This is a genomic window from Microbacterium sp. SW12 (assembly GCF_055391095.1).
Genome location: NZ_AP024335.1, coordinates 1,200,504 through 1,217,096 on the forward strand (window position 1 = coordinate 1,200,504; position 16,593 = coordinate 1,217,096).

14 protein-coding genes and 3 pseudogenes are annotated in these 16,593 nt (G+C 67.6%); 7 read left to right on the forward strand and 10 right to left on the reverse strand.

What is annotated here, in order from left to right; all coding sequences use genetic code 11:
• The first annotated feature begins 136 nt into the window (after positions 1-136).
• On the forward strand, positions 137-2,836 hold the full coding sequence (gene adhE / locus MICSW_RS06025) for a bifunctional acetaldehyde-CoA/alcohol dehydrogenase (protein ID WP_464497711.1): 2,700 nt from the start codon (positions 137-139) through the stop codon (positions 2,834-2,836).
• Positions 2,837-2,914: 78 nt separating this feature from the next.
• Here adhE and MICSW_RS06030 read toward each other — a convergent pair whose 3' ends face one another.
• The 4 genes from MICSW_RS06030 to MICSW_RS06045 all read right to left on the reverse strand — a co-directional run bounded on the left by MICSW_RS06030 (position 2,915) and on the right by MICSW_RS06045 (position 6,113).
• Positions 2,915-3,103: a hypothetical protein gene (locus MICSW_RS06030; RefSeq protein ID WP_464497715.1), complete on the reverse strand. Its 189-nt coding sequence runs from the start codon at positions 3,101-3,103 to the stop codon at positions 2,915-2,917.
• Entirely contained in the window at positions 3,100-4,419 is a 1,320-nt protein-coding gene (locus MICSW_RS06035; protein ID WP_464497718.1) for an arylsulfotransferase family protein, read from the reverse strand. Before MICSW_RS06035 ends, MICSW_RS06030 begins: the two co-directional genes overlap by 4 nt.
• Before the next feature lie 75 nt (positions 4,420-4,494).
• On the reverse strand, positions 4,495-5,166 hold the full coding sequence (locus MICSW_RS06040; RefSeq protein WP_464497722.1) for a GAP family protein: 672 nt from the start codon (positions 5,164-5,166) through the stop codon (positions 4,495-4,497).
• Positions 5,167-5,204: 38 nt separating this feature from the next.
• Positions 5,205-6,113, reverse strand: a complete 909-nt coding sequence (locus MICSW_RS06045; RefSeq protein WP_341579586.1) for a universal stress protein — start codon at positions 6,111-6,113, stop codon at positions 5,205-5,207.
• A 170-nt stretch (positions 6,114-6,283) separates the two neighbouring features.
• Between MICSW_RS06045 and MICSW_RS06050 the strand changes: the two are divergent.
• The 4 genes and pseudogenes from MICSW_RS06050 to MICSW_RS06065 form a co-directional block, all read left to right on the forward strand.
• Positions 6,284-6,700, forward strand: a pseudogene (locus tag MICSW_RS06050) (GAF domain-containing protein); the annotation flags it as partial.
• Positions 6,701-7,230: 530 nt separating this feature from the next.
• Positions 7,231-7,368: pseudogene (locus MICSW_RS06055) on the forward strand (histidine kinase); the annotation flags it as partial.
• A 93-nt stretch (positions 7,369-7,461) separates the two neighbouring features.
• Positions 7,462-7,839, forward strand: coding sequence for a sensor histidine kinase (locus MICSW_RS06060; RefSeq protein WP_464498258.1), 378 nt, complete (start codon positions 7,462-7,464; stop codon positions 7,837-7,839).
• On the forward strand, positions 7,836-8,465 hold the full coding sequence (locus tag MICSW_RS06065; RefSeq protein WP_228178560.1) for a response regulator: 630 nt from the start codon (positions 7,836-7,838) through the stop codon (positions 8,463-8,465). Before MICSW_RS06060 ends, MICSW_RS06065 begins: the two co-directional genes overlap by 4 nt.
• A 344-nt stretch (positions 8,466-8,809) precedes the next feature.
• Here the strand turns inward: MICSW_RS06065 and MICSW_RS06070 are convergent.
• Positions 8,810-9,022, reverse strand: a pseudogene (locus MICSW_RS06070) (integrase core domain-containing protein); the annotation flags it as partial.
• A gap of 230 nt (positions 9,023-9,252) precedes the next feature.
• Positions 9,253-10,197, reverse strand: coding sequence for an alpha/beta fold hydrolase (locus MICSW_RS06075; RefSeq protein ID WP_035964342.1), 945 nt, complete (start codon positions 10,195-10,197; stop codon positions 9,253-9,255).
• Positions 10,198-10,787: 590 nt separating this feature from the next.
• Between MICSW_RS06075 and MICSW_RS06080 the strand changes: the two genes are divergently transcribed.
• Both MICSW_RS06080 and MICSW_RS06085 read left to right on the forward strand, forming a co-directional pair.
• Positions 10,788-11,159, forward strand: a complete 372-nt coding sequence (locus tag MICSW_RS06080; RefSeq protein WP_013350234.1) for a hypothetical protein — start codon at positions 10,788-10,790, stop codon at positions 11,157-11,159.
• A gap of 204 nt (positions 11,160-11,363) precedes the next feature.
• Positions 11,364-11,933 (forward strand): hypothetical protein, encoded by a 570-nt coding sequence (locus tag MICSW_RS06085; protein WP_464497739.1) that lies wholly within the window; start codon positions 11,364-11,366, stop codon positions 11,931-11,933.
• Between the two features lie 9 nt (positions 11,934-11,942).
• Here MICSW_RS06085 and MICSW_RS06090 read toward each other — a convergent pair whose 3' ends face one another.
• The 4 genes from MICSW_RS06090 to MICSW_RS06105 all read right to left on the reverse strand — a co-directional run bounded on the left by MICSW_RS06090 (position 11,943) and on the right by MICSW_RS06105 (position 16,587).
• Positions 11,943-12,470: a hypothetical protein gene (locus MICSW_RS06090; protein ID WP_464497744.1), complete on the reverse strand. Its 528-nt coding sequence runs from the start codon at positions 12,468-12,470 to the stop codon at positions 11,943-11,945.
• A 45-nt stretch (positions 12,471-12,515) separates the two neighbouring features.
• On the reverse strand, positions 12,516-13,745 hold the full coding sequence (locus MICSW_RS06095) for an IS110 family RNA-guided transposase (RefSeq protein ID WP_341579622.1): 1,230 nt from the start codon (positions 13,743-13,745) through the stop codon (positions 12,516-12,518).
• 448 nt (positions 13,746-14,193) lie between these two features.
• A protein-coding gene (locus MICSW_RS06100) for an IS3-like element ISAar43 family transposase (protein WP_228178562.1) occupies positions 14,194-15,344 on the reverse strand; the annotation gives its coding sequence in 2 pieces (ribosomal slippage) (positions 14,194-15,074 and positions 15,074-15,344; 1,152 coding nt in all).
• A gap of 85 nt (positions 15,345-15,429) precedes the next feature.
• Complete coding sequence (locus tag MICSW_RS06105; RefSeq protein WP_464497750.1) at positions 15,430-16,587, reverse strand: acyl-CoA dehydrogenase family protein; 1,158 nt, start codon at positions 16,585-16,587, stop codon at positions 15,430-15,432.
• Positions 16,588-16,593: the final 6 nt, after the last annotated feature.

Consider the following 16,593-nt stretch of genomic DNA (forward strand, 5'->3'; position numbering starts at 1 on the left):
ACTAGCGATCCGCGAGGCCGCCGCGTCCAACCGCCTCCACGGGGACCATGGTCCCTATATGTGGTCTGACCACAGTGCCACGATGGTGTCAGGACGAAGGCGTGGACACCGGGTCCACACCAGGTAGGAGGATCCGATGTCCACCGCAATCGATGCACTCGTGGCACGAGCACAAGATGCTCTGGCCGAGTACGCGTCGTTCACGCAGGAGCAGATCGACCACATCGTGCGCAAGGCATCGGTCGCCGCTCTCCACCACCACGGCGAACTCGCCGTCCTGGCCGTCGAAGAGACCGGCCGTGGACTGTTCGAAGACAAGGCCGTGAAGAACATGTTCGCGTGCGAGCACGTCACGCACTCGATCATCAAGCAGCGCACGGTCGGCGTCATCAGCCACGACGAGATCACCGGCATCACCGAGATCGCCGACCCCGTCGGCGTCGTCGCGGGCATCACCCCGGTGACCAACCCCACCTCCACCGCGATCTTCAAGTCCCTCATCGCGCTGAAGACCCGCAACCCCATCGTCTTCGCCTTCCACCCCTCAGCTCAAAACTGCTCGGTGGCTGCGGCGAAGATCGTTCGGGATGCCGCAGTCGCGGCCGGTGCGCCGAAGAACTGCATCCAGTGGATCGCCGAGCCCTCACTCGAGGCATCCGGCGAGCTCATGAACCACCCCGGTGTCGCGCTGATCCTCGCGACCGGTGGCAACGCGATGGTTCGTGCCGCGTACTCCTGCGGCAAGCCCGCTCTGGGCGTCGGCGCCGGAAACGTCCCCGCCTTCATCGAGCGCTCCGCCAAGGTCGGCCGCGCCGTCAACGACGTCGTGCTGTCCAAGGCGTTCGACAACGGCATGGTGTGCGCGTCCGAGCAGGCCGTCATCCTCGACGAGCCGATCGCGACCGAGGCGATGGCTGAGTTCACGCGCCTTCACGCCTACGTCGTGAACGCTGACGAGAAGCGCAAGCTCGAAGAGTTCATCTTCGGCGTCCACGCCAACGCCAAGAACTGCGGCGAGGCCAAGCTCAACGCGAAGGTCGTCGGACAGTCCCCGGTGTGGATCGCCGAACAGGCCGGCTTCACGGTGCCCGAAGACACCTCGGTGCTCCTCGCCGAGTGCGCCGTCGTCGGTCCGCAGGAGCCGCTCACCCGCGAAAAGCTGGCCCCGGTGCTCGCCGTGCTGCGCGCCAAGAACGCCGAAGAAGGCATCTCGCTCTCTGAGCAGATGGTCAACTTCGATGGCCTCGGCCACTCCGGTGCGATCCACAGCAATGACCAGAGCGTCATCGACGAGTTCGCCAAGCGCGTCCGCGCCGTCCGCATCATCGAGAACGCCCCCTCGGCCCTCGGTGGCATCGGCGACATCTACAACGCGTTCATGCCGTCTCTGACCCTCGGTTGCGGTTCTTACGGACGCAACTCCGTCTCCAACAACGTCTCGGCGGTGAACCTCGTGAACGTCAAGCGTGTCGGTCGTCGCAACAACAACCTGCAGTGGTTCAAGGTTCCGGCAAAGACCTACTTCGAGCCGAACGCGATCCGCTACCTCATCGACATGAAAAACGTCGAGCGGGTCACGATCGTCACCGACCCGACGATGACCAACCTCGGTTTCGTCGACAAGGTCATCGATGTGCTCAACCGCCGCCGCAACCGCGTGCACCTGCAGATCATCGACCGCGTCCAGCCTGAGCCGAAGCTCTCGAGCGTCGTCGCGGGAGCTGCCGAGATGCGGGAGTTCAACCCCGACACGATCATCGCGCTCGGTGGCGGTTCCCCGATGGATGCCGCCAAGGTCATGTGGTTGCTCTACGAGAACCCCGACGTGCAGTTCTCCGACATGCGCGAGAAGTTCTTCGATGTTCGCAAGCGCGCGTTCAAGTTCCCCGACCTCGGCAAGAAGGCTCAGCTCGTCTGCGTCCCGACCACCTCGGGCACGGGTTCTGAGATGACGCCGTTCGCGGTCATCACGGATGACGAGACGGGAATGAAGTACCCGCTCGCCGACTACGCGCTGACCCCGTCGGTGGCGATCATCGACCCGGTCCTGACCTCGGCTCTGCCGGCCAAGGTCGTGGCGGATGCCGGATTCGACGCCCTCACGCACGCGACGGAGGCTTACGTCTCGGTGTACGCGAACGACTACACCGACGGCCTGGCCCTGCACGCCATCAAGCTGATCTTCGAGAACATCGAACGTAGCGCGAAGGCTCGCCCCGGCAGCACGGACCCCGCCGACATCCAGGCACGCGAGAAGATGCACAACGCGGCATCCATCGCGGGTATGGCCTTCGGCAACGCGTTCCTCGGGATCGTGCACGCGATGGCTCACGTCACCGGATCGAAGTTCCACCTGATCCACGGACGCACCAACGCGATCTACCTGCCTCACGTCATCCGTTACAACGGACGCATCCCCACGAAGCTGACCAGCTGGCCCAAGTACGAGCGCTACATCGCTCCCGAACGGTTCCAGCAGATCGCACAGCACCTGGGCCTGAAGGCCGCGACCCCCGAAGAGGGTGTCGAGTCCTACGCCCGGGCCGTGGAGAAGCTGCGTGACCTCGTCGGCATCGAGCGTTCCTTCCAGGCGCAGGGTGTCGCAGAGGAGGCCTTCATCGGCCGCCTCGACGAGCTCGCGATGGCTGCCTACGAAGACCAGTGCGCTCCGGCCAACCCCCGGATGCCGATGCTTGCCGACATGAAAACCCTCATGGAGGCGGCGTACTACGGAACCTCGTTCGACGAGGTTCGTGCCCACCGCGGTGAGGTTGCGGTTGCGGGAGAAACCCCGTCAGAGGCCCCCGCAGCCCCGCTCGCCAAGCGCGGCGCGTAGTACGAAATCACTGAAGCCCCGCCGGGTCGCGTTTCCCGGCGGGGCTTCGGCGTGCCCTGATGCCGGGCGGCAGCAACCTCAGCTCGACGGCTCGGGTGCGGCGATCTGGGCGGCACCGCCGCCGATCACCTCGCCCGCGGCATCCATCGCCCGCACCCCGACGTAGGCCCCGAGTGTCGCACCCGTGGGGATAGGGATCTCGGTCTCGAACCCCTCCCGCGGCACGCGTGCGATCTCGACAGCGGATGCCTCATCCGGCCCCGTCACAAGGTGCCACGATGCGACCTCGGTGGCGCCGTTCCACGAGGCGAACAGGCTCGCCGAGGGGCCGTCTTCGACCAGCTGCGCATCCGGGGAGTGGCGGGGATCGCCGACCACGGCAGTACGTACGCCCGGTAGCTCGTCCCGGCAGTGAAGGTCGCCTCGTACAGCAGGGTTCCGTCGCGATCGAACTCCGAGTAGAACGGCCGCGAGCCCCACCCAACGACGACGTTCCCTCCGGCAAGCTCCTGCAGGTTGCCCTGTGTCGCCGACAGCCGATCCTGCTCGGGCGTGTACTGCGTCACGAGCGAAGCTGTCATGGCATCCTCGTCGACGGCCAGGCGCAGCCCGCGCGACCAGCCGGCGTCATCCTCGGACTGATTGTCGAACAGGGTGATCGTGCCATCGGCGCGGCGGTGAGCGTCGTGTTGCCACGCGAACTCGGCATCGCCGTCGATCTCGAAGTCGCTGCTGTGCCCACCCAAGCGCCAGTCCACGGACGCGCTCTCGCGATCGAGCCGGTAGACCGTGCTCGTGTTGCGCGCCGAAACCAGGAACCCGTCGTCGCCGTCCAGCGATACGGCATTCAGGTGGATGTAGTCGTACGGCTCTGCGCGGGTGCCGCCGTCCTCGTCGAGAACATGCCTCGACTCCGTCACCGGGACTTCATCGAGCGAAGCCCATTCGAACAGCACCTCGCCAGTGGCGATATCCACCTCCTGCACGTGACCCTCCAGCACGTATCCGTTCCGCGGGCCCCCGACCTCCGTCAGGTCTGCGGGAGCTGTCACGTACGCGAGAAGCAGCATCGTGCCGTCCTCGGTGATCGTCGTCTCGTGCATGTCGGCGTTGCCCGCGCCGATCGGTTCCCCCGTCGACACGCGCGCGATCTCGGTGTACGTGTCATCCAGGATGATGACCTCGCCGCGCCCATGGAATCCTGACTGGCCCACCCAATAGGTCAGCACCGGCTCACCCTGGTACTCCTGCACACGCAGATCGAACGCCGAGTCATCGCCCGTGTTCGCGACCCATACCGGGTCGCCGTCGCCATCCACGATCGCGGCGCCCTGCATTGCCGACCCCTGGTCGAGATCTTTGGGGCCGAGGAACGCATACACGCCGTCGCGGTCCAGCGTCGCGCCGCGCTCGGAGGTGGTCACGGTCACGATCGGGGGCGTCAGATCAGGCCGGCTCACGAACGACCACGGCTCAGCCGTGACCTCTTCGCTCGGCTCCTTCGTGCTCGTTTGCGCCGCACAGCCCCCGAGCGCGAGCGCTCCCGCGACGCCGACAACAGCGAGGGTTCTGCGACTCACCATTGGGGGAGTGTGCCACGGAACATCGCCCTGGCGGCCCCCGCTGAGGAGATTCTCACACAAGCACCGCCTGTCGTGTCAGAGCAGATTGACGGTGCCGATGACGATCAGCAGGGCTCCGATCAGCACGACCGAGAGGCTGAGCACGAGGGAGGAATTCGCCACGAGCCAGTCGCTGAAACGCTCGAGCCGGGGCCGAATCGAATGGCTGCCGAAGACATACGCCAAGACCAGGGCCGCGACCGTCGAGACCGCGACCGCCGTGAAGATCAGCACCGTGAGGCTGCTGCCGACGATGCTGAGGGAGGCCGAACCGATCGCCAGTCCCGCCGCCAACGCGATCGCAAGGTTCTTGGGCCTCACGTTCATCGCAAGTCCGAACGCGAAGGCCCGGCGCGGCCCGACATTGTCGAGCGCCTTCGTCCACGATGGCGCGCTGGCAGGTTCCGGGCGCCCGCGATCGGCCGCCGTGCGCCAGACCCCTCCCACTACGAGAAGCACGCCGATAGCGATCTCGACCGCGTGCGCCCAGGACGGCATCCGTTCTGTCGTCGACGGAGGAATGAGGCGCGCCCCGAGCGAGAACAGCGTCACGAGCACGAGCACGCCGCCCGACCACCCCGCGAGGTAGCCGACGCTCGCCGGGATGGGGTTCGGCGAGAGCAGAAGCAGCACGACCGCGAGGATCGGGAACACGCTCAGCGCCGCCGCAACCCCCAGCGGCACGACGTACCACAGCACCGAATCCACCCCTCGACTCTAGGGCCGCGGGTGGGGTGCTCGCGGTGTCAGGGGACGATGAGCACCGGCGCGTTGAGGTTCATGAGCACGTCATGCACCACCGTCGAGATGTTCGGGGGCTCCTCGCTCTGGCCGCGCCCGATCACCAGCATCGCGGCATCGATGGACGCTGTCAGCAGCGCCGGGGCGACGTTGTCGGCGACGACCCGGGAACTCAGGTCGAGGTGAGGAATGTCGATGAGAGCGTGTGCGCTGGCGCGCGCGACGACATCCCGCGCAGCCGACGCGCGGTACTCGCCGTTGCTCGACGATTCCTCGTGCGGAACCGGAGGCCGGGCGTGGATGAGGACCAGCTGCTGATCGGTGCGGGCAGCCTCGCGAGCTGCCTGCATCAGCGCGGCATCCGAGGCCGGCGATCCGCTGACCCCGACCACGACACTGTGCCGGCCCTCAAGCGGCAGGTTCGGCACGACCAGGACCGCCGACCGGGCGGCAGCGACGACATAAACGGATGCTGCGCCGAACGCGCGCCCACGCAAGAAGCCGGTGCGGTGCGAACCCACAACGAGAAGGTCGTGCGGGCGGGCAGCGCCCGACAGCACACTGGGCGCGCGACCGTGGACGAGTTCGGTCTGCACGTGGGCGACGCCCGCATCCACCGCGCGGCGCCGGGAAGCGTCAAGCACGTGAATGCCGCGCCGTTGCGCATCAGCCATATAGTCGGCGCCGGCAACGCCCCACGTGTCGTCGACAACGTGCACGAGCAGGAGCTCGGTGGCGTGATCGGCCGCGTACGCGATGGCCCATGCCAGCGCGCCGGTGCTCGGACCTGACCCGTCTACGCCCACGACGAGGCGATCGTAGGGCGATACCCGCCAGATCGTGTCGCCGGCCGGGGCGCTCAACGAGCCGCCCTCGGACAGGCCCACGTGCGAGTCGTGCAGTGTGTTTCGCATCCGTCTGCCCCTCCTGTCTGTTCCAGCATCCGGCCCGCCAAGTTCCCCGCACAGGGTCGAAGGTCCCGCGATAGGATCCTGGCGAGAGAGCCGAGGGACGAGAACGGGGTAACCGGGTGGCTGATATCGAGGCACGGCTGCGCAGTCTCCTGACGGCGAACGCCGCTGTCGTGAGCCAGCTGGAGCTCTCGGCGGTGCTGCGCCGCATTGTCGAATCGGCAGTTGAGCTCGTCGGCGCGAAGTACGGTGCCCTCGGTGTGATCGGACCCGACGGGATGCTCGAGGAATTCATCCACGTCGGGTTGAGTGCCGAGACCGTCGAAGCGATCGGCCCGCCCCCGCGTGGCCGCGGCGTGCTCGGAGCCCTCATCCACGATCCTCGCCCGATCCGGCTGGAGCACATCGGCCACGACCCGCGCTCGGTCGGCTTTCCGCGCAACCACCCGAGAATGGACAGCTTCGTCGGGGTTCCCATCCGCATCCGCGGCGAGGTGTTCGGCAACCTGTACCTCACTGAGCACCCCGACGGCGCCTTCAGCGAAGAGGACACCGAGCTGCTCGAGACCCTTGCTGCCACCGCGGGCATCGCCATCGACAACGCGCGCCTGTACGAAGACTCGGTGCGCCGCGAGCGGTGGGCCGCAGCCGCGGCCGAGATGAGCGCAGCCATGTTCTCGGACGAGACCGGCAGGCCGCTGCAGCTTCTGGCCGACAAGGTCCTCCAGCTCACGGATGCCGCCACCGTCGTGGTGATCTCATCGATCAGCGACACCATGATGTGCGTCGAGGTAGCGCGCGGCGAGCACGCCGACGAACTCACCGGCTCCGTTCATGCGCAAGCTGGCACCCTCTCCGGCCGTGTCTTCGACAGTTGGCAGCCGCTGCAGGCCAGCGGCGACACCGTCGAACTCGGGGACGAACTCGTCGCGTGGGGTCCGACGGTGGTCGTGCCGATGCTCGGTGCAGACGGCGCCCCCATGGTCCTCACTGTGGGACGGCCCGTCGGTGCCCCCGGTTCACCGACAAGGATGTCGACCTCGCCGCGGACCTCGCAGCGCAAGCCACGATCGCCCTCGAGCTCGCGCGAGGCAGGTCCGACCGGCAGGCGCTTGCGCTCATGGACGAGCGCGGCCGCATCGCCCGCGACCTGCACGATCACGTCATCCAGCGCCTGTTCGGCGCCGGGCTCTCGCTCCAAGCTGTCGCTGGCAGGGTCGGTGACGCGTCAGCACGAACTGAACTGCTCGAACAGGTCGATGCGCTGGATGCCGCCATCACCGAGATCCGCACCGTCATTTTCGCCCTGCGCCAACCCCGCGCGTCATCGGGATCGGTCAGGCACCGCATCGTGGATGTCATCAGCGAAGTAGCGCCGTCGTTCTCGGAGTCACCGCGACTGGTCTTCCAAGGGCCGCTCGATCTGCGCACGCCGCCGGATGTCGCCGAAGACGTCGTCGCGGTAGTTCGCGAAGGTGTGAGCAACGTCGCCCGCCACGCTCAGGCGACCGAGACCTCCGTGCGAGTCGGGATCGCCGACGAGATGCTGGTCGTCGAAATCCTCGACGACGGAGTCGGCGTGCCAGAGTCGACGACGCGCCGCAGCGGGGTCGGTAATCTTGAGGATCGCGCCGCGCGCTGGAACGGGGAGTTCGCCCTCACCGGACGCGCCGGCGGCGGCACCCGCCTGCGGTGGGCGGTGCCCTTGGCCCAGGGAGAGACCACATGATCCGTGTCTTCGTGCTCGATGACCACGAAATCGTCCGTCGCGGGGTGGTCGACCTGATCGACGCCGAGCGCGACATGGAAGTGATCGGCGAGGCATCCACAGCCCGGCAGGCACTCGGCCGGATCGCGGCCACCATGCCCGATGTCGCGGTCCTCGACATGCGGCTTCCCGACGGCAGCGGCATCGACGTCTGCCGCGAGATCCGCTCCCAGTACCCGAGCGTCACATGCCTCATCCTCACCGCGTACGACGATGACGAAGCCGCCTACTCGGCGGTGCTGGCAGGCGCTGCCGGCTACGTCCTGAAAGACATCAAGGCCAATGGACTGCTTGACGGCATCCGTGCTGTCGCAGCCGGCAAGAACCTGCTCTCGTCGGCTGCCGCGACGCGGGTGCGCGAGCAGGCACGCGAGACTCGCTCGAGCACGCCCGGTGTCGACCTGACCGAGCGCGAGCGTCAGGTGCTCGAACTCATCGCCGAGGGTCTCACCAACCGCCAGATCGGGGAGCGCCTCGACCTCATGGAAAAGACGGTCAAGAACTACGTGACTGGGCTGCTGCGAAAGCTCGGCATGGAGCGGCGCACTCAGGCAGCCGTCTACGCCACCTCGCTTCGCTCGCAGTAGCCACGCGTCGCCATCCGCGCATCGCGAGCCGAAAACAGTGAGGCCGTCGCAGCGCCCGGTGACGAGTCGGGCGCCGCGACGGCATGCGTGGGGGAGGCTCGCAGATCGACGGCGGGCCCGCTGCACCAGGTTTGGGTTATCCGCCGGATACCTCTCCCCACGTGCGTCGCCGAACATCGTCCAGCGACGAAACCTGTCATCCTCGGCGGGGCTTCGGACGACTTTTGTGGTCTGACATCAGAGTGCCGCACCGAACACCTCAGTCCATAGGGTCTTTGGTCCCGCTCCCATGGGCCGTGTCAGATTCCCGCGACGGATGCCGAGACACCTCTGGGCCGCCCCCTTCATTCGGTCCGGTCGCTGTGCGAGTCGTCGGTTTCCGATTGATGGGTGCATTGCCGAGCGTAGTCGACGGGTGCGAGGTAGCCGAGCGATGAATGCCGGCGGTCGTGGTTGTATTCGGTCTTCCAGTCGCCGATCACGACCTGGGCGTGGAGCAGCGAGTAGAAGCTGTTGATGTTCAGGCACTCGTCGCGGAGCCTGCTCTCGGCATCCTCGCCTTCACTTCGGCGAGGTCACCCGTGGCCAGGCCTCTCGCCCTCGCTGCGCCACCGGCGACATCCTCCGCTTCGCGAGGTCACCATGGACGAGCCCCTCGCTGGGCGACGCGTGCGTCCCGTCATGGCCTGAGACCTTACATCACCGACGGGGCCCTGCCGAGAGACGATCCTCACGGCAGGGCCCCGTCACGGTGCTTGGGCGCGAGCGGCCGGGTGCGCCTCGGGGGTCAGGCGTCGTCCCGCCCGGCGGCGCGGTGGACGAACTCGATGAGGGAGTTCTCCATCTCGGCGCGGGTCTCGGGCTCGTTGTGAACCTCGTGGCGGACGTCGGGGTAGATGTGGAGTTCGACGTCGTGGCCCTTCTCCTCCAGGCGCCGGGCGACCTCGCGCGCACCCTCGCCGTAGTTGGTCACCGGGTCCTCCGCGCCCGCGAAGATCGCGACGGGAACCTGCGGAAGGCGGTCGAAGAAGTCGTCGCCGTTGGCCTGGTCGTACACGTCGACGAAGCCCTGCAGGAACCGGTTGCTCAAGGGGGCGCCGAAGTTGTTGAAGGGGTCGCGGCCGTGATCACGGACGACGTCCGCGTTGCGCGCCACCCAGTCCGTCGGGCCGAAGTCCGGGCCGAGGCGGTCGTAGAAGCCGTCGAACAGCTGGCCCACCAACGCATCCGCAGCGGGGGCGGAACCGTCGGCCGCCACGGCAGCCTTCAGGGCCTCGCGATCCAGCGTCGACTCGACACCGCGCATGCCCACGGCGATACCGCCCAGCGCGAGCCCGTCGACCTCGACACCCGGCTGCAGCACCAGCGCCCGCGCGATCATCGACCCCAGGCTGTGGCCGAACACCACGTACGGCAGGTCGGGGAACAGCTCCTTGGCCTTCCGGTACAGCGTCACCTCGTCCTGCACGATGACCGTCGCCGACTCGTCACCGGCGTCACCCCACGTCCCCGACTGCATCGCCGTCCGACCGTGACCCGCGTGATCGTCCGCGACCACGACGAACCCCGCATCCACCAGCGCGGCCGTCATGTGCAGGTACCGGCGGGAGTGCTCGCCGAGACCGTGGATGAGCTGGACCACCGCCACCGGCGTGACCGCCGGTTCGTACACCCAGGCCTGGATGGTGTCGGTGCCGTTGTGCGACGTGAACTCGAGTTCGCGCAGAGCCATGCTGACCTCCTCGTCATGCCCTCGGGCGGGGAGCTCGACGGTATGACCCTACCGTACCTGCCGACAACGGGATGTCCGGCCCCCGACCTCCGTCGCCTACTCGCGGAACTCCCTGTCGCGGGCGCTGAGAGCGGCAGGTACGCGCCCAGCCCGTCCCGAGAGCCGCGTGACCGGGTCCGGACCCGGCGGCCCGGCAGGGTCACCCCCGGTGGGGGGCCGCGTCCCGCCCGGATCATGTCTGCCGGCCCGCCCCGTGGCACTTCGGACGCTCTGTGCCGGCGCCGGGCGTGCCCGTCCACGCCCGGACGGCCCGCAGAACGTGGACCAGGCCTCGGCATCGCGGCTACGGAAGGTGAGGCCGGGGTCGATCAGACAGGCGACACGGGACATCACATGGAGAAACGGCGTCCCCGCTCCGGTGCTGCGTGTACCCGACGACGGCCCCCCGGCCGACGAGCCCGGCGCCGACGACCTCGGTCCCGGCGATCACGCCGCGGCCCACGTCGCCCGCGACTACGGTGCCCGCGCCGACGACGCGCCCCACGACCACGCCCACCACGCGCCCGACGACCCGTCCGAGCGTCCCCGCAGTGAAGGCGGTGCAGCGCACCTTCCAGGTGGACCGGTACATGCCCAAGACCGCGGCTCAGGCCCGGGTCGTGGCGCGCCTCGACGACGACGGCGTGCTGCGTTACCGCGAGGACCGCGCCCTCTGGGGCGCGAACAACTGGCAGTTCGTGACGGTGCGGGTGCCCGCCGACGCGAGCAAGGCGCAGGTCATGGCCGTGATCAACGCCAAGACGTCCTCGCGTGTGGGTGACGTGCACACCGGTTCGCGCCTGCGTTCCATCACGCGTGGTCGCTCGGTGACGATCGCGTGGGAGCTCGGCAAGGGCGCCCGCCCCACCTCCGCCTGGGGTGCGAACAAGTCCGTCAACCAGATGTTCTTCGCCCGCTCCTGAGCGACCACAGGTGGGCGTGGCCATCACCACCACGCCCACCTGTGGCGGGCCTGCATCGCCGAGCCCGGCCGAGCGACGCGTCACGCTTGCGAGGGTGGCGCCGTCGCCGCATGTCGGCTCCGCCCCTCGGGGGGTGCCCCTATGTGGTTCGTCAAGCTCGTGAGGGCTTCGTCGCTCTTGTCGCGCCGAGCCTAGGCTGGCGGGATGGTCAATGTGCGACGAAGTATGAGGGTGCTCGTCGGCCTGATCGTATTCGCTGGCGCGCTCTGCCTTTCGGCGTGCACGGCGTTCTTCCCGAGCCCTCCAACTGTTGTCGGTGAGGACTATCCCGATGGCGGCGTCCCGGTAGGTGTCGCTTGGCCGTCGGACTGGCTCGAAGGATTCGTTGGTGAGCCGAACTCGCCTCCCGGGCCGATTGTGGGACTGCGTCTGGAGTATGTCGAGGATCAATGGGTGTGGAGGGTGAGGAGTGTTGACCCCGGGCGTGACATTTGGGGTGAATCCGTCACTGAGCCCGACCGTGGGCAGGAGGCGCTCTACGATGCGAGCACGCTCGCTCTGGTGCAGAAGCATCACGTCACGTTGACGGAGGCTGAACTGGCCGAACTCAGCGTCGGTGCGCATGACGCTGCGCAGCTCTCCGGCGAGGTTTACCCGGGTCCGCGCCTGATCGAGTTGGAACGGGTCATGGAGGACGGTCGGCCGGCGTGGACAGTCACGACGTACGACACCGAGACCGGGGCGCAGTCGGTGGTCACCCTGGAAGCCGACTGACGGCCGAGCTCACCGTTGTGGGGGGATGACGAAATCTTCGGGTAGTGCGTTGTTGTGAACGACGCCGTTCTGATCGCCGACGCTGAGGATGGTGTGGGCATCCAGGTTGAGCGTGTCGCCGGCGAAGAGGGCGTCGCCGTCGCGTCGGACGTAGTTGACCCAGTAAAGCCATTGCTCGCCGACGCAGAACCGAGCGCCAACTGTAGAGATCACGTCATTCGGGGCGACCTTGTATGCGACGGGAACACCCTGGTCATTGACAATCGCCTCGCCGGCGGCATGGGGCATGGAACCGCGGTCGAACGGGACGGCGAGGGTCGCGCCGCCGAGCTGTTCGACTTCCGTCTTGTCTGCGACCGGGTAGGCGGGTACGGCGGAGGCGCAGGGGCCGGAATCATCGACGGGTTGAACGTCTGGTGTGATCGCCGGGGTGGGGCTTGGTGCAGAGGTTTCACTTTGGCTGGGCTCTGGTGTTTGAGCGTCGATGTCTGGTGGAGGTGCCGCTGTGCATGCCACCAACATGAAAGCAAGGCTCACGACAGCGGCAGTGCCGCGTAACCCTCGCCATCTCATATTCGAAGTCTATGCGGCGCTCGGACGGCGGCTTTCGATCGGAGCTGCCAGTCGATCGGCTGGCAGCTGGTAGAGGGTGCCGTCGCGCAGCATCGCGAACATGACGTCGGAGCGGCGCCGGGCGAGGGCAAGCAGCGCCTGGTTGTGACGTTTGCCTTGGCTGATCTTGCGGTCGTAGTAGGCGCGGGATTCGGGATCGCGGAGTGCGGCGAACGCGGAGAGGAACAGCGCGTTCTTGAGGATCTTGTTCCCGCGTCGTGATGAGTACTCGCCGCGGATCGACGATCCGGATCTGCGGGTGACGGGTGCGAGGCCGGCGTAAGCGGCGAGGTGACCCGGGGTGGGGAAGTGTTTGCCGGCGACTTCGGTGAGGAGTCTGGCTGCGGTCCTGACGCCGACTCCCGGCATGCTCGTCAGGACGGGCTGAAGAGGGTGCGCATCAACCAGCTTCTCGACCTCCGTCGCGATCTCGTCACGCTGCTTCCGCAGGGTCGTGAGCTGCGCGGCGAGCCGTGGGACCACGAGCGCGGCCGCGTTCGTGCCAGTGACGACGACGGTCTGCTCGCCCAGCGCAACGACGATCTCACGCGCCCATTCCCGACCCTTGCGGGGCGCGAGTTTCAGCATCCGCGCCGCGATCCGCTTCTCCCCGGCCGAGCGCAAATCGTGCGGCGACGGCCAGTGTTGCAGGAGATCGAGAATGGCGGGGTGATCGAGCCGTGGCCCGACCACGCGTTCCAGTGCGGGGTGGATCTGGGTCAGGAGTCCGCGGACGCGGTTGCCGACTTGGGTGATCTGGGCGGCGAGGTCGTCGTCGAATCCGCAGAGCATCGTGAGCTCGGCAACCTGTTCATCCGTCGCCTGGATCGAGCGAAGCGTGTGCGGCATGGAACGTGCGGTCTCTGCGATGATCGCCGCGTCTCTCGCGTCGGTCTTGGCCTCGCCCGGGTGCAGGTCAGCGATACGTCGCATCGCGAGCCCCGGTAGATAGCCGACCAGCGCGCCGGCTGCTTGTGCAACCGCGACAGGCAACGCGCCGATTGTGGCGGTTTGATCCACGATCAACAAGACGACGCCGTGCTTTTGAAGATCGGCCAGCACCGTGCGGAGACGTTGCTCGTCGTTGGGGAGCGCCCGGTCGTAAAGCTTCTTCCCGCCGCGGTCGAGAGCGACCGCGTGGTGCTCGCCTTTGCCGACGTCGAGGCCGACGAACACGTCGACCTGGTCGTAGTTGTCGATCTGGTTGACCACCTGCTCCTCCGTCCGTTGTGAATGACAGCTGCGACGGTGCGTCTCGGCATCCACGTTACGAACGACCTCGAGCGTGCCCGGGCCTGGCCCCTATCAGCGATCACCCACCGCCAACCAGGCTCGGTGACAACACCCCCCGGATCATGCGTGCGACAGGGGGGACCAATCATGCCGAGCCCGGCAGACTGTCACCGCCCAGCATGCTCACCGAACGGCTACGAAGAAAGTAACGGGGGAGTCCGGGACCGGCGCCCTCATGGGTCGAATCACTCGGCCCGGCCATCGAATTCGGCGGCAGCCTCTCGGTGATCCTGGGACCCGCGCGGTGTTGCGGGGCGGCCTGGCACCTCTTCTCCGCGTCGTGCAGCAGCGTCCCTTCGCGTGAGAACACTGTGAACGTTCCCCCGAGATGCCGGGGGAGGCTGGGCCGCCCCCTTCATTCGGTCCGGTCGCTGTGCGAGTCGTCGGTTTCCGATTGATGGGTGCATTGCCGAGCGTAGTCGACGGGTGCGAGGTAGCCGAGCGATGAATGCCGGCGGTCGTGGTTGTATTCGGTCTTCCAGCCGCCGATCACGACCTGGGCGTGGAGCAGCGAGTAGAAGCTGTTGATGTTCAGGCACTCGTCGCGGAGCCTGCTGTTGAACGACTCGACGTACCCGTTGTGCCAGGGCGAGCCGGGCGGGATGTAGAACAGGCCGGTGCGGGTGCCGGCCCAGTCGGCCATCGCGTCGCTGATGAACTCCGGGCCGTTGTCTGATCTGAGCACCGCGGGCGCGCCGCGGACGGCGACGAGGTCCTCGAGGTGGGCGGTGAGCCGGTCCGCGGTGATCGACCGCTCGACAAGCCCTCCGATGCACTCACGGGTGTGCTCGTCGACGATGGAGCAGATCTTGATCGGACGGCCCTGCTCGTCCGCGTCGAACTGGAAGTCCACCGCCCACACGAGGTTCGGTGCGACCGCTGCCGGGGCGTCGACGGTCGAAGACCCAACGCGTTTGCGGCGACGCCGCTGCGGGACGCGCAGCCCTTCCTCGCGCCAGAGCCGCTGGATCTTCTTGTGGTTCACGACCCACCCCTCGCCGCGAGCGTCGTGGTAGGCCCTGCGGTATCCCCACCGCGGATGCTTCTTCGCATACGCCCGCAGCCAGTCCCGCAACGCCAGGTCCGGGTCGGCTGTCGTCTCACCCTGGAGCGGGCGACGGTATGCGGACCTGCTCAGCCCGGCCAGACGGCACGCCATTCGTTCGCTCACCCGCAGCTTGCGCTTGAGGTGGTCGACGGCGGCGCGGCGCCTGCCCGGGCCTAGAAGTTTCCCTCAGCCAGCTGCTTGAGCGCGGCCTTCTCCAGCTCCGCTTCCGCGAGCAGACGCTTCAGGGTCGCGTTCTGCTTCTCCAGCTCCTTCAGGCGCTTTGCGTCGTCGGCCTTGAGGCCGCCGAACTGGTTCCGCCACCGGTAGTACGTCTGCTCGGACACTCCGAGCTCTCGACACACCCCGGCGATGTCGCTACCGCCCGCGAGCATCCTGTCGGCCTGCCCGAGCTTACGGACGACCTGCTCCGAGGTGTGACGCTTCCTGCTGTTCGTCATGATCTGACCAGTCTCACTGCCCGGACCCCCGGGCAACAGGACGACTCACACAACCACCGGACCTACCAAACGGGGTCAGCCCACCTCAGGCGCGAGCCGCGATGGATGCCGCATCCGTGCCCAGCGGCAGGACGCCGGAGAGGTGACCATCGCCGCCCAACCGTGATCCGATGAAGGCGTCGGCTACCGACGGGGGCGCTGCGCGCACCAGCAGCGATCCCTGCACAGCGAGTGCGAGCGCCGTGACCAGCTCTCGGGCGCGGGCGTCGCGGGCGTCGTCGCGACTGAGCTCGCCGATGAGTTCGCGGGTTCTTCGCACATGCGCGTCCAGGCGCCTGTCCGCCCCCGCTGACCGCGCGAGCTCGGCGTCAAAGGCCTCGAAGCTCTGCGGGTCGCGCGAGAGCGCTCGCAGCACATCCAGCGCGATGACGTTGCCCGACCCCTCCCAGATCGCCATGACGGGCTGTTCGCGATACCGCATCCCGAGGGGGAACGCCTCGGTGTACCCGTTGCCGCCCAGGCACTCCATCGCCTCATAGGCGTGCCCGGGACCCCGCTTGCAGATCCAGTACTTCGCCACCGCGGTGGCCAGGCGGCGGAAGGCCACCTCCTCGGCCGTCGCGTCCTCGTCGTAGGCACGGGCCAGCCGTAGGGAGGTCGCGGTGGCAGCCTCGGTTTCGAGCTGCAGATCCGCGATCACCTGCGTCATGAGCGGCTGGTCGATCAGGCGTGCTCCGAACGCGGCGCGGTGTCGAACGTGCCAGGCGGCTTCGGCGGTTGCCTGCCGCATCCCGGCAGTCGACCCCAGCACCGAGTCCAGTCGCGTGCGCGTCACCATCTCGATGATCGTGCGCACGCCGCGGCCTTCCTCGCCGACCAGGTGTGCGCGGGCGCCCTCGTACTCGACCTCGCTCGAGGCGTTGGCGCGGTTGCCCACCTTGTCTTTCAGGCGACGGATGCGGATCTCGTTGTGCGAGCCGTCGGGCAGCAGCCGGGGGAGAAGGAAGCACGACAGGCCTCCGGGCGCCCGCGCGAGCACGAGGAAGGCGTCAGACATCGGCGCGGAACAGAACCACTTGTGCCCGGTGAGTTCGTACTCGTCACCGCCGATCGGCCTGGCGGCAGTCGTTCCCGCGCGCACGTCTGAACCGCCCTGCTTCTCGGTCATCGCCATCCCGAACAGGGCACTGCGTTTTCCCGGCACGAGCTCGGGTTCGTACGCGGTGTTCAGCAGCCGCGGCATCAACCC

Excerpts from the sequence above, each read along its gene's own strand:
- MICSW_RS06075 (WP_035964342.1), bottom strand. The coding sequence starts at position 10,197 with ATGGCTCTGCGCGAACTCGAGTTCACGTCGCACAACGGCACCGACACC.
- adhE (WP_464497711.1), top strand. The coding sequence starts at position 137 with ATGTCCACCGCAATCGATGCACTCGTGGCACGAGCACAAGATGCTCTG.
- MICSW_RS06105 (WP_464497750.1), bottom strand. The coding sequence starts at position 16,587 with ATGCCGCGGCTGCTGAACACCGCGTACGAACCCGAGCTCGTGCCGGGA.
- MICSW_RS06045 (WP_341579586.1), bottom strand. The coding sequence starts at position 6,113 with ATGCGAAACACACTGCACGACTCGCACGTGGGCCTGTCCGAGGGCGGC.
- MICSW_RS06065 (WP_228178560.1), top strand. The coding sequence starts at position 7,836 with ATGATCCGTGTCTTCGTGCTCGATGACCACGAAATCGTCCGTCGCGGG.
- MICSW_RS06035 (WP_464497718.1), bottom strand. The coding sequence starts at position 4,419 with ATGGTGAGTCGCAGAACCCTCGCTGTTGTCGGCGTCGCGGGAGCGCTC.
- MICSW_RS06085 (WP_464497739.1), top strand. The coding sequence starts at position 11,364 with ATGGTCAATGTGCGACGAAGTATGAGGGTGCTCGTCGGCCTGATCGTA.